We start from the raw sequence: 16,373 nt of genomic DNA, 5'->3' as shown, positions 1-16,373 counted from the left end.
CCCAGTTTTACTGAGGTTCCAAACTCAACTCAAAAACCAATGATAATCAGAATTACCACTGATAGCTTTACCAATACCTTGATTGAATTCAAAAGCATTTAAGTTCCTTTCTAAAAAGGTATCAATGTAACTGCTCTTATTGGCTTGAGTGAATAAATTGTACACATTCCACAGATTGATATTTCCGCTTTCATCTTTACAAAAACTTTCATCCTGATAATAATCTTTAGCAATGGTATTAAAGTGCCCATCTGTAAACATTAACTCAGGAATTTCAGATTTCAGTTTCTTAGGCAAATGTTGATATAACCTAGCTCTACCAACTAAAGTAGCAAATTGGTGTTCTGTAAGAAATTGCTGTGATAGATCTTTCATCTGGTTCAGGTGAGTTTCAGCTTGGTAGCTTTGGATAATTTCCAAAACCTTAGCTTGTAATTCTTGGTAGGAACTTACCCTTAAGTCTTCTACAAATCCATCACTACTCACACATAAATTGCAACAAACCATATTCTGAAACCCAATGAAGAACTTGAACTTTTCAAAGGTCCTTCTATTGTACAGATTTTCCTGATTATAAGCTCTAACTCCTCCTATAGTTAGGGATAATTGATTTCCATTGATAGATTCAGAAATACTTGGAACCCTGATAATAAAAGCCATCCTCTCATAATAAATGGTTTTCTCGTGCTCTAATAGGTCTTTTGCCTGCTTATGGATTGCATCTGGAATCCTGCCTTTAATCTGATGAGAAACCCTGATTTCAGGTAGCTCTATGCTGTGATGAGGAAATGCTTTTGCAATGGAATTTTGAGCAATTTCAATAAATTCCTGATGTGCCAGAGTCTTTTCATTATCCTTTGAGAAAACAGGAATAATACAATCTTTCTTTAGGTGTAATAAATCCACTTCTTCTGTATTAGCTTCAATAAAAGGTTTTGATTTGAAAGGCTTCACATACTCTATGTTGTTAGATAGAGTAGGTTTATCTTGCACAGGGTGGAGTTCCATCATAGTAGTATTACTATCTATTATGTTGGGAGTTTTTTCAAATGTGATGCTGTCCATTTTGAGAAATGTTTTTAGGGTTAGTTAATTGAATGAGTAAAGCTTTTTTAGCTTCAAAGTCAGGTCTTAGAATATCCTGAAAATCTGGATATTTCTTATACAATTCCAATAGCTCTGCCATAGAATTACACTGCTGTATTTCTTCATAAACTTGCTCAGAAGTTACCTCTGCTACATCAGTTCCTGTGTTGCACCAATCCAAAATCCTTTTTCCTGTACCCTGATTAATCACAAATTCAGGTTTGCCCATAAATACCCCTGTTCTGTCTTTAGAAGAAGTAGCAAAGTGCTTAATATCCACATCAAATACAAGGGTAAACTCATAATCCAAACCATCTTTTTGAACTGCCTTCAATCCCACCTTTTCAGGAACAAACTTTCCATCCTTTTGATTCAGCACATAATCCTGCTTAGTTCTCATTGTAGCAATGATATGAGCATTGGATTGCAGGATTTTATCAGTAAATGCTTTTTGTCTTGGAGTAACTTTTGCCCAATTGGTAAAGCTATTTCCTGCTAGTTTACTGTGAAAGTCAAGCAGTTCATCCCAACAGTGAGAAATACTGTCAATAATAATTACTTCCATTCCTGCTTTTTCACATACATCTATTGCTTCAATGTATTTTTCAGGTGTAAAAGGTGGTGATAAGGTTAATACATTGTAATTTCCTAATTGTGCATATAAATCTGCACTTCCATTTTCTGTGTCTATAATGGCTACTTTTGTTAAGTCTCCATTTGAAAGTCCTTGTGCAAGTAGTAAACTTGAATAAGTTTTGCCTGCACCAGCAGGTGCTTGAAGAGCCATTTTTATTTTGGCTTTTTTTCTTTCTGATTGTCTTAGTTGCATAAAAAAATGTGTTTTAAAAATTTGATTTTTTAAAGAAAAAATAGGATATGTGCATAAAAAGCTATTAGCTATAAAATGCTGAATATTAGCGCGAAATGCTTGGAGAAGTCCTAAAAAAATTGTAGCTTTGTGCATCAATAATTTGATTCAAAATCTACAACGAAGTTGACCTCCTCCATAGTTCGTGCGTTGTAAAATCAGAAGATTTTTAAGGTTGGGAAGATTTATAAAGAAACCCTTATAAGAATTAGATAATACTCTATAGAGTAAAATATAAATGATGTAATAAATTGAAAGTACGTCCATTTTTTCTTTTATCCATATATAGAGTGAAATAAAGGTGGACGGATTAAATTAATTTTTATTTAAAATTGATTTTATAGTTTCAGTACCTTCTTCTATCATTTCAGTAGTAAAGAAACCTTCAGGGAAATCATAGTCAGGTTTTATAAGCCAATTAAAAACTTTATCTGGATTTGGTAATTCTTTAATTTTGGTAATTTTTTTAACTCTTTCTCTTTTACCTGTTGGTAGTCTATAAAGTTCAGTTTCAAAGAATAATTTTAAGATTAACTTATAAATTTCTTTTTTTTGAGATGTTAAAGTTTTGCCTTTAAATAGTTCTGAAAGATTCAGCATACCTATCATAATAGGATTTTCTTCTGTAGAGAAAAAATTTATCAAGTTTTTAAAATTCTCTTCTTCATTAAGAGGGATAAAATCTTCTGAGGGATCTTGAGATAAATAATTAATATTTTCTCCTTTTACTTGTAGAGAATTGATTGATTTTATCATTCTTTCTCTTAACACATTCAAATATTTAAAAGACTCAATATATGCCTTATTATATTGTGAATATTCTTTTGAATCAGAATTTAGTGAAAGAGAAATTGATTCAGATAAATAATTGCTTAGTAATTGGTTTGTTTCATTTATATCAGTGTAATTTTTTCTTTTATATTTTCTTACTAGATTTAACAATACAGCTTCAAATTGTTTTGATGTTTTGTCTTTTCCATTCTTTTTTATAGTTTTAAATTTGTCACCAACTTTAAAGAATATTTGGGTTTCTTTAAAAATAGTGTCTTTTAAAACCTTAAAATATAGTGGGTCATTTAGGTAGATAAAATAACTTTGATGAGTTTCTTCGTAGTAATATGTATTATAGAAGTTTATTAATTGGCTTTCCATATTATTTTCATCTAGAACTAAAACTTTTTTGGAAATTATAGTATTTAGAGTGCAGTTAATAAACTGATTGGTAATTGCGCTATATGTAATATAAGCTGATAAATCACCACCAAAGAATTGAAACTTATTTGCTAGATAAATTTCTCCATCCTCAAGAACAAATAATTTAAATTCAGGAAATTCTAGCCTTACTTTGTTTACTCTATTTGTATTTTGAACTAATTGAATTTCATTAATTACATTACCCTTTAATTCATTTGAATAAAATTCATATAGTAAATCTCTTTGCTTCGCTAGAGAATTATATTCTATTAGTTCTTTTGTGTCCTTTTGGTTACAAATATTTTCATAGACGTTCTTAAAAAAAGTAAATTTCTTCTTGTCATTAGAAAATGGTAAGGAAATATAATTAATTTTATCTGGTAGAGGGAGTAATAAATGAATTTCACCTTTTTTTCTTTGTCTTGCTAAAGCTTGAATTATGGAATTTATCCCATTTGAAAATATTCCATAAAAATTTTGAAATGGCATTTTTGCTCCATTTGGAGGAAATATAATTACAAATGCATGATTGTCTTTTTCAATACTAACTCCACTTTTGAAATTGGTACCAACATTACATAAATTTGGATTATATCTATTTTGAGGTGAAGTTTTTCCTTTTTTTGAATCTTTTATAAAATCTGAAGTACAATTATTGATTTTATCATATTTTTGGTATAGAAGTTTTCCAGCCCCTTCAGTCTTATTTTCAATTATTGAAAGTGATAGTGTTTTAGAGAAACATAGGATGTCAATTTCTTTATCCCTTTTAATTAAATCTTGAATTAAATTGACAAGTTCAGGTGTTTCATTGTTGAAAAATTGGGAGTTGCAGTAGTGAAGATTTAGATCACTTTGATTCTCTTTATTTCTAATTCTTAATGATTCAATAATTTGAATCTTGTCATCAGTTAATTCAGCAAGATATTCAATGACAATTTTTGAAGCTTCATTAAAAGTAGCACTTATTACATAGTTTTTATGTATTGAATTTTTCCATTTCCATAAATTGAATATATATTTCTCTTTAAAATTATGTATGGCATCATGTATTTCATCATAAATAAAGATTACTTTTTTATTTGTTTTTTGGCAAAAAGAAGATAATGTGTTAATATACTCTCTCTTTGCTTTAGAATTTATTAATGCATCATCACCTGGGTTCCCTAATAAACAATTCGCAGTTACTATGTGAATACTTTTTTCTAGATAATTAGGACATTTTTCAGTTCCTAATAATTCATATCTAAATATATCCTTCTCTTGAATATCTTGATTTATTAATTTTTGGTGATATTGTTCAATTAAGCTAACAAATGGGGAAACAATGAAAACTAAATAATCTTCATTTGATTTAAAATATTGCTTAACTATTTCAATTATTGAATAAGTTTTACCTTGTCCAACTGCTGCATTTATAACAATAGTGTTTTTGCTATCTAATTCTATAGAGGATAGAAGTTCTGTTGTAATAAATCCTTTTTCATCGGGTTTTATTATTTTCTTTGCATCAACTTTAAATTCTGGAAAATCTGTAGAGTTGATTTCTTTAAACTCAATTGGGTAATCTTCAAAAGGAGAATTTTTAAACATATAAAAAAAATAATCTGTGTTGTAAATTTAATACAACACAGAATTATAAATTTATTTATTATCAAGTTTATCTTTTAGAAATTGGAAGTGTTGACTTACTTTTTCTTGAACTACTTTCCCATAATATTCCTGAGTAATTGTAATCTTTGAATGACCTAAAAGTTCAGATACAATTTCCATAGGGATATCATTGTATAGTAATATAGTGCTAGCAAATGTTTTTCTAGCTACATGATGTGTCAGATTCTTTTCAATTCCAATAATGTCAGCAATTTCTTTTAAATAGGAATTGAATTTTTGATTGCTAATAATTGGTAAAAGAGTTTCACCATTGAGTTCTTGTTTGTATTTCTCAATTACCTTAATGCATTTTGGGAGTAGGGGAATTGAAATTTCTTTTTGAGTCTTTTCCCGAATCATTTTAACCCAATAATTACCATCAAAACCTTTAACAATATGTTTTTCTTGTAGAGTTGCCATTTCATTATATGCCAATCCTGTATAACAACAGAAAATAAACATTTGAGCTACATCATGTAATCTTTTCTGTTTAAAAACAAAATTCTCGAGTTTTGATAATTCATCTACAGATAAAAAAGTAATTTGATTTTTTACAGCTTTTGGCTTGTGTTCACTAAAGGGGAAAGAATCAATTATTTTAGATTCTACAGCTGTTTTAACTACTTTCTTTAATCTTTGTAAGGCTTTGTTAATGGTAATCTGTTTCTGAAGTTTAATAATCTTTAAATAGTATTCAAATTCTTGAATAAATTCCATGTCTACATCTTTTAATTGTAAATCACTTTGTTTATACTTCCAAAGAATAAAATCCTTTAAATCAGAAAATATATAGTTGAATTTATTCCATGTTGTTTGCTTTATTTCCACATCAATTAAACTTCTATATTTATCTAAGAAATTGGAATAATGAGAAATTATACCAATATTTTTTTTTGATGGTTTCCCAATATATTGGAAATAAATATCTTCTATAGATATAGAGTTTTCCTGAATTTGAAGAAACAAAAAAGCCTGATTAATCTTATTTTTAATCAAGCTTATTTTATTATTTATGGAAGTGTTTTCTTCATTTTTGGGTTTAGCTTTTTGAAGTTTACTATCCCAATTCTGGTGATTAATAAAAATTCCAGTAGATATTACTTTTCTTTTTCCTAAATAAGTAATTCTACATCTTAGTGGAGTTAATCCTTTTTTATTTGTTCTGCGTTTATCCAATATAAATAGGATATTCAAATTATTCTTATTCATAATAGATTGAAAATTTATGTATGCCTTTTAAAAAATTATGTAGTCCTTTTTGTGTACTTTTTTAAAGAAGCATAAAAAGAAAGTTTTAATATTTAGTAGCAAAAAATAGAGTTGAAAAGTAAAGGGATTTCCTTTTAATATGAGGGGTGTTAAATTAAAAAAGCACCTACATTTCTGTAAGTGCTTTTACCTTTTTGCTCCCCCTCTTGGGCTCGAACCAAGGACCCTCTGATTAACAGTCAGATGCTCTAACCAACTGAGCTAAGGAGGAGTGTTCCGTAATTGGATTGCAAATATAGAAAGGATTTTTTAACCTCCAAATATTTTTTACAAAAATTTATCGCTAATTAAATCCCAAATATCCTTACCGAAAATTAACGCCATCAAACTCAATAAGATAATCATTCCAAAAGTTTGAACAATTCCCATTGTTTTATCGTTTAATTTTCGTCCAGTGATCATTTCTGCTAGGGTAAAAAGGGCGTGGCCTCCGTCCAAACCTGGGATCGGAAGTAAATTTACAAACGCCAACCACATCGAAAACATCGCGGTGAAATTCCAAAAGAATCCCCAATCCCATGTCGATGGCAATTGCCTTGCGATTCCGATAGGACCTGCGACTTGTTTGTAAGCTTCCGTTTTAGGTTTGATCAATAATTTTAAGTTCTTGATGTTGTAATTCAAAATCGTAAAGGATTCTGTTATCGCAACAGGAATGGCTGACATCAAATTGAATTTTTCTGTGACAATGATGTCTTTATTTAGATTCGCACGATGGAATACGCCAATTTTTGCTGAGTCAGGAATATTTACTTCCACTAATTTCAATATACCTGCGCGCTCAACTTGCATGACCAATTTGTTGTTCTTGTTTTCTTGAATTTGAGCTGTGAAATTGGTAATATTTAACGGATTTTGGTTGATCGCTTTGATAATGTCTCCTGATTGTAAACCTGATGTTTTTGCGGCAGAATTATCCAAAACCGAATCAATCACAACACCATTGTGTTGAGGAAAAATAAAATTATTTCTTCCTTCTGTTGATAGAATTTGTTTGATTTGTTCATCTTGAATCTGCAATTTGACTTGCTGACCATTACGGTCTACTACAATTTCTTCACTCAACATTATATCCAACGTCAAACGATTGAATTGTTTTTGTTCTTTTCCATCAACAGTAAGAATTTTATCTCCATCTTGGAATCCAATTTCTTTTCCTAATTGACTAAAAACCAACCCATTTTCCTGGGCTTTGTCTACTGAAAGATAAGTCATTCCATTGGCTGTAAACATTATCGCATAAATAACCCAAGCCAAAATAACATTGACCGTTACACCACCCAACATGATGATCAAACGTTGCCAAGCTGGTTTGCTTCTAAACTCCCATGGTTTCGGTTCCGATTTCATTTGATCGGTGTCCATGCTTTCGTCGATCATTCCCGCAATTTTCACGTATCCGCCCAACGGTAACCATCCGATTCCGTAGGTTGTATCTCCAATTTTCTTTTTGAATAACGAGAAATAGGGGTCAAAGAATAAGTAGAACTTTTCTACTTTGGTTTTGAAATATTTGGCTGGGATGAAATGTCCTAATTCGTGAAGGGTAACTAAAATGGACAACATCAAAATCATTTGTCCAGCTTTTATGAAAAATTCTTCCATTTAATAAATTGTCTTCTAAAATTTAAGCTGCAAAAATACAATAATAAGTTGGTTCAGAAATTATTTCCAACGAAGGGTTTCAATTAAACGAACCACATCTCGTTTTAAATATTGAATCGCAGGTTGAAGGGAGTCATATTTGGGCTCTGTTGAGAAATAAACCGATCCACTGATGAAATTATTTGTGCTATCGGTTGCATGAAATTGTAGGTTAATCGCGGAATCTCCACCCAATTCAAACAAAGTTCCGTAGACCCTTTCCTCTTCAAACACGAACTCTTGTGGTGCAATATAGCTTGCTTTGGTCGTTTGTTCTTGCACGAACTTTTCGCTATCCTTGATTTTATTCACCAAATCTTCTTTACTATTTACGGGGAAATAGGTAATATATATATTGGCTTTCATTTTGGGATAATTCAACACAAACCAACAAGGTTTATTCTTTTCTTGAATTTGACTTTGATTGGATTGTTCAAATGTGAAAGAACAATCCGTTTTCAAAGATTCATACTTCGGTTCAGGGTATTCTAAACGTACTTGCCCCAAAGGTTTGATGGTATAATCTTCTTTGCACGAAATCAATAAAATCGTGAAGAGTATAAAAAAAAGGTATTTCATTTAGTGTTTCATCTATTAAAATGGCAAATCATCTGGTTCATCTGCAGAAGATGAAAATGAACTTGGCGTTTGCGTTGAAGGCTTCTCATTGGATTGTTGAAAAGATTGATTAGGCATTTCTCCAGATGAAGCTGACTTCGTGTTCAAAAATACAACTTCGTTGGCAATAATTTCAGTTGTATATCGATCTTGATTGGTGTTGTCTTGCCATTTACGGGTTTTAAGTTTTCCTTCAACGTAAACTTTGTCACCCTTTTTCAAGTATTTCCCACAAATTTCAGCCAATTTATTACGGACAACAATGTTGTGCCATTCCGTTTGGGTAACCTTTTCGCCAGTTTCTTTAGAAGTGTAGGATTCACTCGTAGCAATAGGAAATCTCCCAATGCTATTCATTTCATCGAATTGATGCATTTTTACTTCATCTCCTAAATTTCCGATTAAGATTACTTTGTTCATCGTTCCGTTCATGTCCCTGCTTATTTGAATTAGTCTAGGGTAAAGATACTAAAATCCTTGTTTCCTTTGGAAAGGAAAATTAATTCGGATATTCCGAATCCAAATATTTTTCCATGGGTTTCGGATATGGATATTGATGAATTTCTTCAATGGAAATAATTTCTGAATTGAATTCTTTCTGCAAACGAATGAATTCCTCTTGATCTACATTGGCCTTCCAGAAAGAAATATGCAATTTCTGATGGGACAAAAGATGAACTTCTTCCTTCATTAATCGAAAAGGTTTCGTTGTATTGAATTCTTGAAATTTGGAAGGAAAAGATTCTTCTGTAGGCAATTCGATAATCGGAAAATTATACAAATTCAACCAAACATCCTTTTCTGTTCTTTTTTTAATCAAAACTTGATCGCCGTTAGAAATATCCAAGAAATGCAAAAATCGATGCGTAACCTTCAGTTTTTTGGATTTGATGGGTAATTCAGAAACTTTCTTTTTAGCAAGTGCTTCACAAGATTGATTGACGGGACAATTCATGCAATCTGGATTGGTAGGTGTGCAAATCGTCGCACCCAGTTCCATAACAGCTTGATTGAAATCACCAGGTCGCTTTTGATCAATGATTTCTTTTCCCAAATTGAAAAAATAAGTTTTTGTTTTGGGTTGTGAAATATCTAACTCAATATTGAAATAACGCGCAAAAACTCGAAACACATTTCCATCTATTGCCGGAACAGGCTCATTAAAGGCGATAGAAGCAATGGCTGCAGCCGTATAATCTCCAATTCCTTTGAGTTTTTTTAATTCTAGAAAATTCGATGGAAATTCTCCATTTAATTCAGAATTTATGTAATTTGCGGTGAAATGTAGATTTCTTGCTCTTGAATAATAGCCTAGACCTTGCCAAAGTTTCAAAATCATTTGTTCGTCTGCTTCGGCCAAAGATTTTAAAGTAGGGTAATTCTCGACAAATCTGTTGTAGTAGCCAGTTCCCTGAGCGATACGTGTTTGTTGTAAAATGATTTCTGAGAGCCATATTTTATAGGGGTCAAATTGGTCTCTCCAAGGTAGATTTCGTTTGTTTTTATCAAACCAAATCAATATCAGGGAGTTAAAACTCATAAATATGATTAGAATTCTTTTTTTGTTTTAGGACAAATGTTATATTTGCAGCCGTTTCTTTTAATTAGCAAATTTAGCAACAATAATACATTTTAATTATGACGAAAGCAGAAATAGTGGGTAACATTTCTACTAAATTAGGTTTAGAAAAAAATGAAACCCAAAAAGTGGTAGAACACTTCATGGAGGAAGTGAAAAACTCATTAGAGGCAGGAGAAAACGTATATTTGAGAGGGTTTGGATCTTTCACCATTAAGAAAAGAGCAGCAAAGACTGGGAGAAATATTTCTAAGGGGACGTCTATTGTAATTCCTGCTCACCACGTACCGGCTTTTAAGCCAGCCAAAACTTTCATTGAAAGCGTTAAAACAAAAGTTAAAGTAAAATAAATTAATATGCCAAGCGGAAAAAAAAGAAAAAGACATAAGGTAGCTACGCACAAGCGTAAGAAAAGACGTAGATTAAACAGACACAAAAAGAAAAAATAAACTCTGTTTAATTTCTTTAAAAGACTTGCACTTTCCAGTTTTCAGAAAATTGGAAAGTGCTTTTGTTGTTTGTTTCATATTCGTTTAAGTATTCATTAATGAATAAAGAATTAGTTGTTTCTGGTGGGGAAGAGTTTGTCCAAATTGCTTTGTTGGAAGATGGACGTTTGATGGAGTTGCATCAGGAAAATGTTGATTCAAATTTTGCCGTAGGTGATATGTATTTGGGAAAAGTCAAAAAATTGGCCCCAAGTTTAAATGCCGCCTTCGTAGATATTGGATATTCAAAAGATGCATTTTTGCATTATCATGATTTAGGTCCTAATGTAAAATCTTTATTGGCCTATACCCAATTGGTTGGAAATGGAAAATTTAAATCGCCCAACTTAAAATCATTTCGAAAAGAAGAAATGATCCATAAAGATGGGACGATTGACAAAGTTTTGGCAGCGGGTGACAATGTTGTCATTCAAATTACCAAAGAACCTATCCATACCAAAGGACCTCGTATTACATCTGAAATTTCCATAGCAGGTAGATACCTTATTTTAAGCCCTTTCTCTGAAAAGGTTTCCGTTTCCCAAAAATTAAAATCCAAAGCAGAGCGTGATCGTTTGGTTTCTTTGGTGGAAAGCATCAAGCCAGAAGGTTTTGGGATTATTATTCGAACGGTTGCAGAAGGGAAAAAAGTAGCTGAATTACAAGCCGATTTGAATTATTTGATGAACAAATGGCAAACGGTTTTTAAAAATATCCAAAAGAAAAAGTCTCCTATTAAATTATTGAGTGAAATGGATCGTGCTTCGGCTATTTTGCGTGATAATTTTAACGAAGACTACACCAAAATCACCGTAGACGATGATGAATTGGCCGACGACATGACCGAATATTTGGATGTAATTGCTCCAGGGAAATCTGGATTGATCAAAGTTTCCAAAGATTCAGAAGTTCCTTTGTTTGAGCGTTTAGGAATTGAACGACAAATTAAATTTTCATTTGGTAAAAATGTCACCATTCCTCAGTCCAAAGGTGCTTATTTGGTGATAGAACATACAGAAGCTTTACATGTTATTGATGTAAACTCTGGAAATATTTCGCGAAATTCCAATAATCAAGAAGATTCGGCTTTGGCTGTCAATAAAATTGCAGCATCAGAAGTAGCGCGACAATTGCGTTTGCGTGATATGGGAGGAATCATTGTAGTGGATTTTATTGATATGACCAATAATGCCAATAAAATCGAATTATATGAGCATCTCAAAACCGAAATGCAAAAAGATCGTGCAAAACATAAAATTTTGCCTCCAAGTAAATTTGGTTTGATTCAAATTACACGTCAACGTGTACGACCTGAATTGAACATCAAAACCATGGAAGAGAATCCCAACGAAGAGGTCAATCAAGTGGAAGCACCAATTGTTTTGGTGGATAAAATGGATCAAATTTTACGAAATATTCTAGAGAAAAAAGGTCGAAAAATAGATTCAATTTCTTTGCATGTTCATCCATTTGTAGCTGCTTATTTGACAAAAGGTTTTAATAGTATCCAACTTAAATGGTTTATCAAACACAAAAAATGGATCAAAATTGTTCCGAGAGATTCGTATAAGTATTTGCAGTTCAATTTTTTGAATAAGAACAATACCTTGTACAATGAATCGAACTAAAGCAAACTTTGACTAAATTTGTATTATAAATTTTACCAAAATTGTTTTTTTCAGTTACTTTGCCACAAATATTAAAATGGACCAACAACAAGATTTAATAAAGAGGCTTTGGCCTTTCTTTTTATTATTTTTCGTGATAAACTTCACAGGCTTGTTGGCTATTGCCTATTTTGGTAAGGACGATTTACACTTGTATTTCAATGCAAGATTCCACAATTTAATTTTTGACGAATTCTTCAAATACTATACAGACGTTGCAACAACCTATGTGTTGATTGCAACGCTTTTGTTTATCATCTGGAAAAAATCTTGGCGACACTTTCTATTTTTAGGTGTTACCGCCTTATTTTCAAGTTTTGGTAGTTCGGCAATTAAGCGTTTGGTCTTCGAACACGGACATAGACCTACGCATTATTTTGAATTGAAGAATATTACGTTGCGTTTGGTAAATGGAGTCGAATCACAGATTCCCTATACCTTTCCTTCGGGTCATACTGTTTTAGCGGTTATTTTATGTTTTTATTTGTGTATGCAAACACAAAATAGAATTCTCCAATTTACCTTGGCTTCCTTAATGGGCTTGGTAGCAATTGGACGAGTTTATCTTTCCAAACATTTTGTCATTGATACGATAGGAGGAAGCTTTTTGGGATTATTTTTTGCTATCTTAGGGTATTATTTGATTTGGAATTGTTCCAATTCAAGCTTAGACCGTAAGATAATCCCAATAAAATGAAAAAGAATCTTTCTATAAGTGTAATTGAATTTGATATTGAGTGGGAAAATCCACAAGCCAATCTTGAATTTTTAGAGGATCAACTCGAATCCATCTCCACAGATCTTGTCATACTTCCTGAAATGTTTACCACAGGATTTTCGATGAATGCCGGAAAAATTGCAGAAGAGCCTTTTGGTAAAACCTATCAATGGATGAAATCCAAAGCTGTTCAAGGAAATTTTGCCATTTGCGGAAGCGTTTCGACCAAAGAAAATGAAAAGTTCTACAACCGAATGTATTTCGTGACACCAAACGAAACCAAAGTTTATGATAAGAAACATTTGTTCGGATACGGTAAAGAAACAGAAGCTTATTCGGCCGGAAATGAAATCATAACAGTAGAATATTTGGGATGGAAATTTCGATTGATTGTCTGTTATGATCTAAGATTTCCCGTTTGGTGTAGAAATTCCGATGAATATGATGCCTTGATTTGTGTAGCCAATTGGCCAGCCGTTCGTGTAGAGCCATGGAAAGCTTTGCTAAAAGTGCGTGCAATCGAAAACATGGCTTATGTCGTAGGAGTGAACCGAATTGGGACCGATGATTATGATTTAAAATACAATGGAAATTCCAAGGTATTTGATCCAGTTGGTGAGGAATTAAAACCAAAAAAATCTGCCCAGAGTCTACTCCAATTTGAAATTTCGAAAGAAATTATTGAAAACTACCGTAAGAATTATGGGTTTTTAAATGATCGAGATCAATTCGAACTGAAATAAATCTATTTCAAGCATTTATTCCTAGGATAAAAAAGCAAAAAATGATGTATTTTTGTTTTCTTATTTGAATCAATGAAGAACATCCGAAATTTTTGTATCATAGCGCATATTGACCATGGGAAAAGTACCTTGGCCGATCGATTATTGCAAATTACCAATACCGTAACTGAAAGAGAATTACAAAATCAGGTGTTAGATGATATGGATTTGGAACGTGAGAAAGGGATTACCATTAAATCTCACGCAATCCAAATGGAATACGAACACAATGGTGAAACCTATGTATTGAATTTGATTGACACTCCAGGTCACGTAGATTTTTCCTACGAAGTTTCTCGTTCAATTGCAGCTTGCGAAGGAGCATTGCTTATTGTAGATGCGGCTCAAAGTATTCAAGCTCAGACGATTTCAAATTTATATTTGGCTTTGGAGAATGACTTGGAAATCATTCCGGTTTTAAATAAAATTGATTTGCCAAGCGCCAATCCAGAAGAAGTAACGGACGATATCGTCGATCTTTTGGGCTGTGATCCAGAAGATGTTCTTCGAGTAAGTGGAAAAACAGGTGAAGGAGTTGAGCAACTCTTACACACCATCATTGAAAAAGTTCCGCCACCAGTTGGTGATCCTGAAGCTCCGCTTCAAGCCTTGATTTTTGACTCTGTGTACAATCCGTTTAGAGGAGTTGAAGCTTATTTCAAAGTTGTAAATGGAGAGATTAAAAAAGGTCAAGAGGTTCAATTCATGGCAACGGGTAAAAAATACCATGCCGATGAAGTGGGTACGTTGAAATTGAAACAAGTTGAGAAAAAATCGATTAAAACGGGTGATGTTGGATATATTATTTCGGGAATTAAAGAAGCAGTTGAAGTAAAAGTTGGGGATACGATCACGTCAGTTGAAAATCCCGCTATTTCTCCAATTGATGGATTTGAAGAAGTGAAACCGATGGTCTTTGCGGGTATTTATCCGGTTGATACAGAAGATTATGAAGATCTTCGTTTTTCGATTGAAAAATTAAGATTGAACGATGCTTCTCTGACATTTGAACCCGAATCTTCTGCAGCATTAGGTTTTGGTTTCCGTTGTGGATTCCTAGGAATGTTGCACTTAGAAATTATTCAAGAGCGTTTGGAACGTGAATTTGATATGAATGTGATCACAACCGTTCCCAATGTTTCTTATTATGCCTATACAGAAAAGCATCCTGATAAAAGGATTTTGGTTAACAATCCTTCTGAATTGCCAGATCCTTCTGGTTTGAATAGAGTGGAAGAGCCCTACATAAAAGCTTCCATCATTACAAAGTCTGATTTCGTTGGACAAGTCATGAATCTTTGTATTGAAAAAAGAGGAATCTTGAAAAATCAGAATTATTTGACACAACATCGTGTGGAATTGATTTTTGAATTGCCTTTGGCGGAAGTTGTATTTGATTTTTATGATCGATTAAAATCTATCTCAAAAGGATATGCATCTTTTGACTATCATCCGTTGGATATGCGCGCTTCTAAATTGGTGAAAGTTGATATTTTAATCAATGCAGAACCTGTTGATGCTCTTTCCGCTTTGATTCACGTAGATAATGCCTATGGAATTGGGAAAAAAATGTGTGAAAAATTAAAAGAATTGATCCCAAGACAGCAATTCGATATTCCAATCCAAGCTGCTATTGGAGCAAAGATCATCGCGCGTGAAACCATCAAAGCTTTGCGTAAAGACGTAACCGCAAAATGTTACGGTGGAGATATTTCTCGTAAACGTAAATTATTGGAAAAACAAAAAGCAGGGAAAAAGAAAATGCGTCAGATCGGACGTGTAGAAGTTCCACAATCTGCTTTCTTAGCTGTTTTGAAATTGAATGATTAGAAGTTCTATCGATATCTAATAAGAGGCTGTCTTTTGAGACAGCCTCTTATTTTATGAGAAGAATATTTATTGTTCAAATTCGATGATTATATCACGCCAAGGAGAACTCCATCCAGAATTGCTAAATTCGCAATCAATGTCATTCCATCTTCTTTCTGAATTTTGAGCTGCATTGATAACGTGTACACATCCTTCATTTCCACCTTGGTTATTGGGTTCTCCACTATTGAAAAAGTTTTCTGTATAACTTGAATTCCCCCAAAAAACTTTGGACTGTTCACCTGTAATCCACGTAAATTCGGTTGGGTTTCCAGAAAAGTTTACTTTGTTGTAGCCAATCCAAATCGAATTGGTAAGATTATAGCCAGTTCCTGAGTCGATAAGGTTGGTTTTCACCCAATTCCATTCAGCCAAAGAAGTGAAAGTTATCAGATAACCACCTCTTGATTTCGCTGCCTCGAAAGCTGTTTGCCAATCAAATCCTGTGCTTCCTCTAAAGGCGCAATACCAATGTCCATTTCCATTCCATTGTTTACAGCCATAACCATTTCCAGTTGTTCCACCTTGTCTAAAATGAATTCCATTATGAATAAATCCCGTTGAATTTCGAATTCCATCGGCGTTGTATCCCAAGTAATTTCTTAATTCTCCATTGGTGGTTACTTCAATGATTTCTCCTTGTTTGGAAGGAACCCATTGATTTACGTTCCAATAATAATAGCCAGGTTGTAATGCTGTTTGCTCGTTTCCATTCAATGTTGTGGTGTTGTATACAATCAATCCATCTGCTGGATTGGGAATGGTAATATTATCGGTTCTATTTTCCAAAGCAATTCTTGGCCCTAAAAATCCTTTATTTGGAACTGCAACGTCTAATAATGTGGAATTATCTGGATTATTCGTTCCGATTCCAACTTGAGAAAAACCTATTTGAACGCAAAATGATAGTGCAAATGCGAAGAGAGTTTTATACATAT

At 32.8% G+C, this 16,373-nt stretch carries 14 protein-coding genes and 1 tRNA gene; 5 read left to right on the top strand and 10 right to left on the bottom strand.

Features of this window, described 5'->3' with window-relative positions; translation table 11 throughout:
* Nucleotides 1-24: 24 nt before the first annotated feature.
* The 9 genes from ABID46_RS05150 to mutY all read right to left on the bottom strand — a co-directional run bounded on the left by ABID46_RS05150 (nucleotide 25) and on the right by mutY (nucleotide 9,872).
* Nucleotides 25-1,065, bottom strand: coding sequence for a DUF3871 family protein (locus ABID46_RS05150; RefSeq protein WP_435529321.1), 1,041 nt, complete (start codon nucleotides 1,063-1,065; stop codon nucleotides 25-27).
* Nucleotides 1,046-1,915, bottom strand: a complete 870-nt coding sequence (locus ABID46_RS05145) for an AAA family ATPase (RefSeq protein ID WP_354507920.1) — start codon at nucleotides 1,913-1,915, stop codon at nucleotides 1,046-1,048. Before ABID46_RS05145 ends, ABID46_RS05150 begins: the two co-directional genes overlap by 20 nt.
* A gap of 354 nt (nucleotides 1,916-2,269) precedes the next feature.
* Entirely contained in the window at nucleotides 2,270-4,741 is a 2,472-nt protein-coding gene (locus tag ABID46_RS05140; protein WP_354507764.1) for a DEAD/DEAH box helicase, read from the bottom strand.
* Between the two features lie 51 nt (nucleotides 4,742-4,792).
* Nucleotides 4,793-6,010 (bottom strand): site-specific integrase, encoded by a 1,218-nt coding sequence (locus ABID46_RS05135; RefSeq protein WP_354507763.1) that lies wholly within the window; start codon nucleotides 6,008-6,010, stop codon nucleotides 4,793-4,795.
* Between the two features lie 197 nt (nucleotides 6,011-6,207).
* Nucleotides 6,208-6,281: transfer RNA gene (locus ABID46_RS05130), tRNA-Asn, on the bottom strand.
* 56 nt (nucleotides 6,282-6,337) lie between these two features.
* Nucleotides 6,338-7,675, bottom strand: a complete 1,338-nt coding sequence (rseP, locus tag ABID46_RS05125; protein WP_354507762.1) for an RIP metalloprotease RseP — start codon at nucleotides 7,673-7,675, stop codon at nucleotides 6,338-6,340.
* 60 nt (nucleotides 7,676-7,735) lie between these two features.
* Entirely contained in the window at nucleotides 7,736-8,293 is a 558-nt protein-coding gene (gldD, locus tag ABID46_RS05120; protein ID WP_354507761.1) for a gliding motility lipoprotein GldD, read from the bottom strand.
* A gap of 15 nt (nucleotides 8,294-8,308) precedes the next feature.
* Nucleotides 8,309-8,764 carry a single-stranded DNA-binding protein gene (locus ABID46_RS05115; protein ID WP_354507760.1) on the bottom strand — a complete coding sequence of 152 codons (456 nt, stop codon included), beginning with the start codon at nucleotides 8,762-8,764 and terminating at the stop codon, nucleotides 8,309-8,311.
* A gap of 67 nt (nucleotides 8,765-8,831) precedes the next feature.
* Entirely contained in the window at nucleotides 8,832-9,872 is a 1,041-nt protein-coding gene (mutY, locus tag ABID46_RS05110; protein ID WP_354507759.1) for an A/G-specific adenine glycosylase, read from the bottom strand.
* Nucleotides 9,873-9,970: 98 nt separating this feature from the next.
* Here mutY and ABID46_RS05105 point away from each other — a divergent pair, with 98 nt between their 5' ends.
* The 5 genes from ABID46_RS05105 (at nucleotide 9,971) to lepA (ending at nucleotide 15,396) form a co-directional block, all read left to right on the top strand.
* A complete protein-coding gene (locus tag ABID46_RS05105; protein WP_354507757.1) occupies nucleotides 9,971-10,261 on the top strand; it encodes an HU family DNA-binding protein in 291 nt (96 codons plus the stop codon).
* A gap of 197 nt (nucleotides 10,262-10,458) precedes the next feature.
* Nucleotides 10,459-12,027 (top strand): Rne/Rng family ribonuclease, encoded by a 1,569-nt coding sequence (locus ABID46_RS05100; protein WP_354507755.1) that lies wholly within the window; start codon nucleotides 10,459-10,461, stop codon nucleotides 12,025-12,027.
* A 76-nt stretch (nucleotides 12,028-12,103) separates the two neighbouring features.
* Nucleotides 12,104-12,763, top strand: coding sequence for a phosphatase PAP2 family protein (locus tag ABID46_RS05095; RefSeq protein ID WP_354507753.1), 660 nt, complete (start codon nucleotides 12,104-12,106; stop codon nucleotides 12,761-12,763).
* Complete coding sequence (locus ABID46_RS05090; RefSeq protein ID WP_354507751.1) at nucleotides 12,760-13,527, top strand: nitrilase family protein; 768 nt, start codon at nucleotides 12,760-12,762, stop codon at nucleotides 13,525-13,527. Before ABID46_RS05095 ends, ABID46_RS05090 begins: the two co-directional genes overlap by 4 nt.
* Nucleotides 13,528-13,599: 72 nt before the next feature.
* A complete protein-coding gene (lepA, locus tag ABID46_RS05085; RefSeq protein WP_354507749.1) occupies nucleotides 13,600-15,396 on the top strand; it encodes a translation elongation factor 4 in 1,797 nt (598 codons plus the stop codon).
* 66 nt (nucleotides 15,397-15,462) lie between these two features.
* On the opposite strand, the gene ABID46_RS05080 is transcribed toward lepA, so the two are convergent.
* The gene (locus ABID46_RS05080) at nucleotides 15,463-16,371 is read right to left on the bottom strand and encodes a C-type lectin domain-containing protein (protein ID WP_354507747.1); all 909 of its coding nucleotides are present in this window, start codon (nucleotides 16,369-16,371) and stop codon (nucleotides 15,463-15,465) included.
* Nucleotides 16,372-16,373 lie beyond the last annotated feature (2 nt).

The organism is Moheibacter stercoris, from assembly GCF_040545805.1.
In the GTDB taxonomy this organism is placed as follows: Bacteria; Bacteroidota; Bacteroidia; order Flavobacteriales; family Weeksellaceae; genus Moheibacter; species Moheibacter stercoris.
Note: the sequence above shows the minus strand (reverse complement) of the source record. Positions and strands in the feature narration are given on the sequence as shown.

What these genes read in the sequence shown, in the direction of transcription:
- ABID46_RS05150 (WP_435529321.1), bottom strand. Translation starts at nt 1,065, where the DNA reads ATGGACAGCATCACATTTGAAAAAACTCCCAACATAATAGATAGTAAT.
- ABID46_RS05145 (WP_354507920.1), bottom strand. Translation starts at nt 1,915, where the DNA reads ATGCAACTAAGACAATCAGAAAGAAAAAAAGCCAAAATAAAAATGGCT.
- ABID46_RS05140 (WP_354507764.1), bottom strand. Translation starts at nt 4,741, where the DNA reads ATGTTTAAAAATTCTCCTTTTGAAGATTACCCAATTGAGTTTAAAGAA.
- ABID46_RS05135 (WP_354507763.1), bottom strand. Translation starts at nt 6,010, where the DNA reads ATGAATAAGAATAATTTGAATATCCTATTTATATTGGATAAACGCAGA.
- rseP (WP_354507762.1), bottom strand. Translation starts at nt 7,675, where the DNA reads ATGGAAGAATTTTTCATAAAAGCTGGACAAATGATTTTGATGTTGTCC.
- gldD (WP_354507761.1), bottom strand. Translation starts at nt 8,293, where the DNA reads ATGAAATACCTTTTTTTTATACTCTTCACGATTTTATTGATTTCGTGC.
- ABID46_RS05115 (WP_354507760.1), bottom strand. Translation starts at nt 8,764, where the DNA reads ATGAACGGAACGATGAACAAAGTAATCTTAATCGGAAATTTAGGAGAT.
- mutY (WP_354507759.1), bottom strand. Translation starts at nt 9,872, where the DNA reads ATGAGTTTTAACTCCCTGATATTGATTTGGTTTGATAAAAACAAACGA.
- ABID46_RS05105 (WP_354507757.1), top strand. Translation starts at nt 9,971, where the DNA reads ATGACGAAAGCAGAAATAGTGGGTAACATTTCTACTAAATTAGGTTTA.
- ABID46_RS05100 (WP_354507755.1), top strand. Translation starts at nt 10,459, where the DNA reads ATGAATAAAGAATTAGTTGTTTCTGGTGGGGAAGAGTTTGTCCAAATT.
- ABID46_RS05095 (WP_354507753.1), top strand. Translation starts at nt 12,104, where the DNA reads ATGGACCAACAACAAGATTTAATAAAGAGGCTTTGGCCTTTCTTTTTA.
- ABID46_RS05090 (WP_354507751.1), top strand. Translation starts at nt 12,760, where the DNA reads ATGAAAAAGAATCTTTCTATAAGTGTAATTGAATTTGATATTGAGTGG.
- lepA (WP_354507749.1), top strand. Translation starts at nt 13,600, where the DNA reads ATGAAGAACATCCGAAATTTTTGTATCATAGCGCATATTGACCATGGG.
- ABID46_RS05080 (WP_354507747.1), bottom strand. Translation starts at nt 16,371, where the DNA reads ATGTATAAAACTCTCTTCGCATTTGCACTATCATTTTGCGTTCAAATA.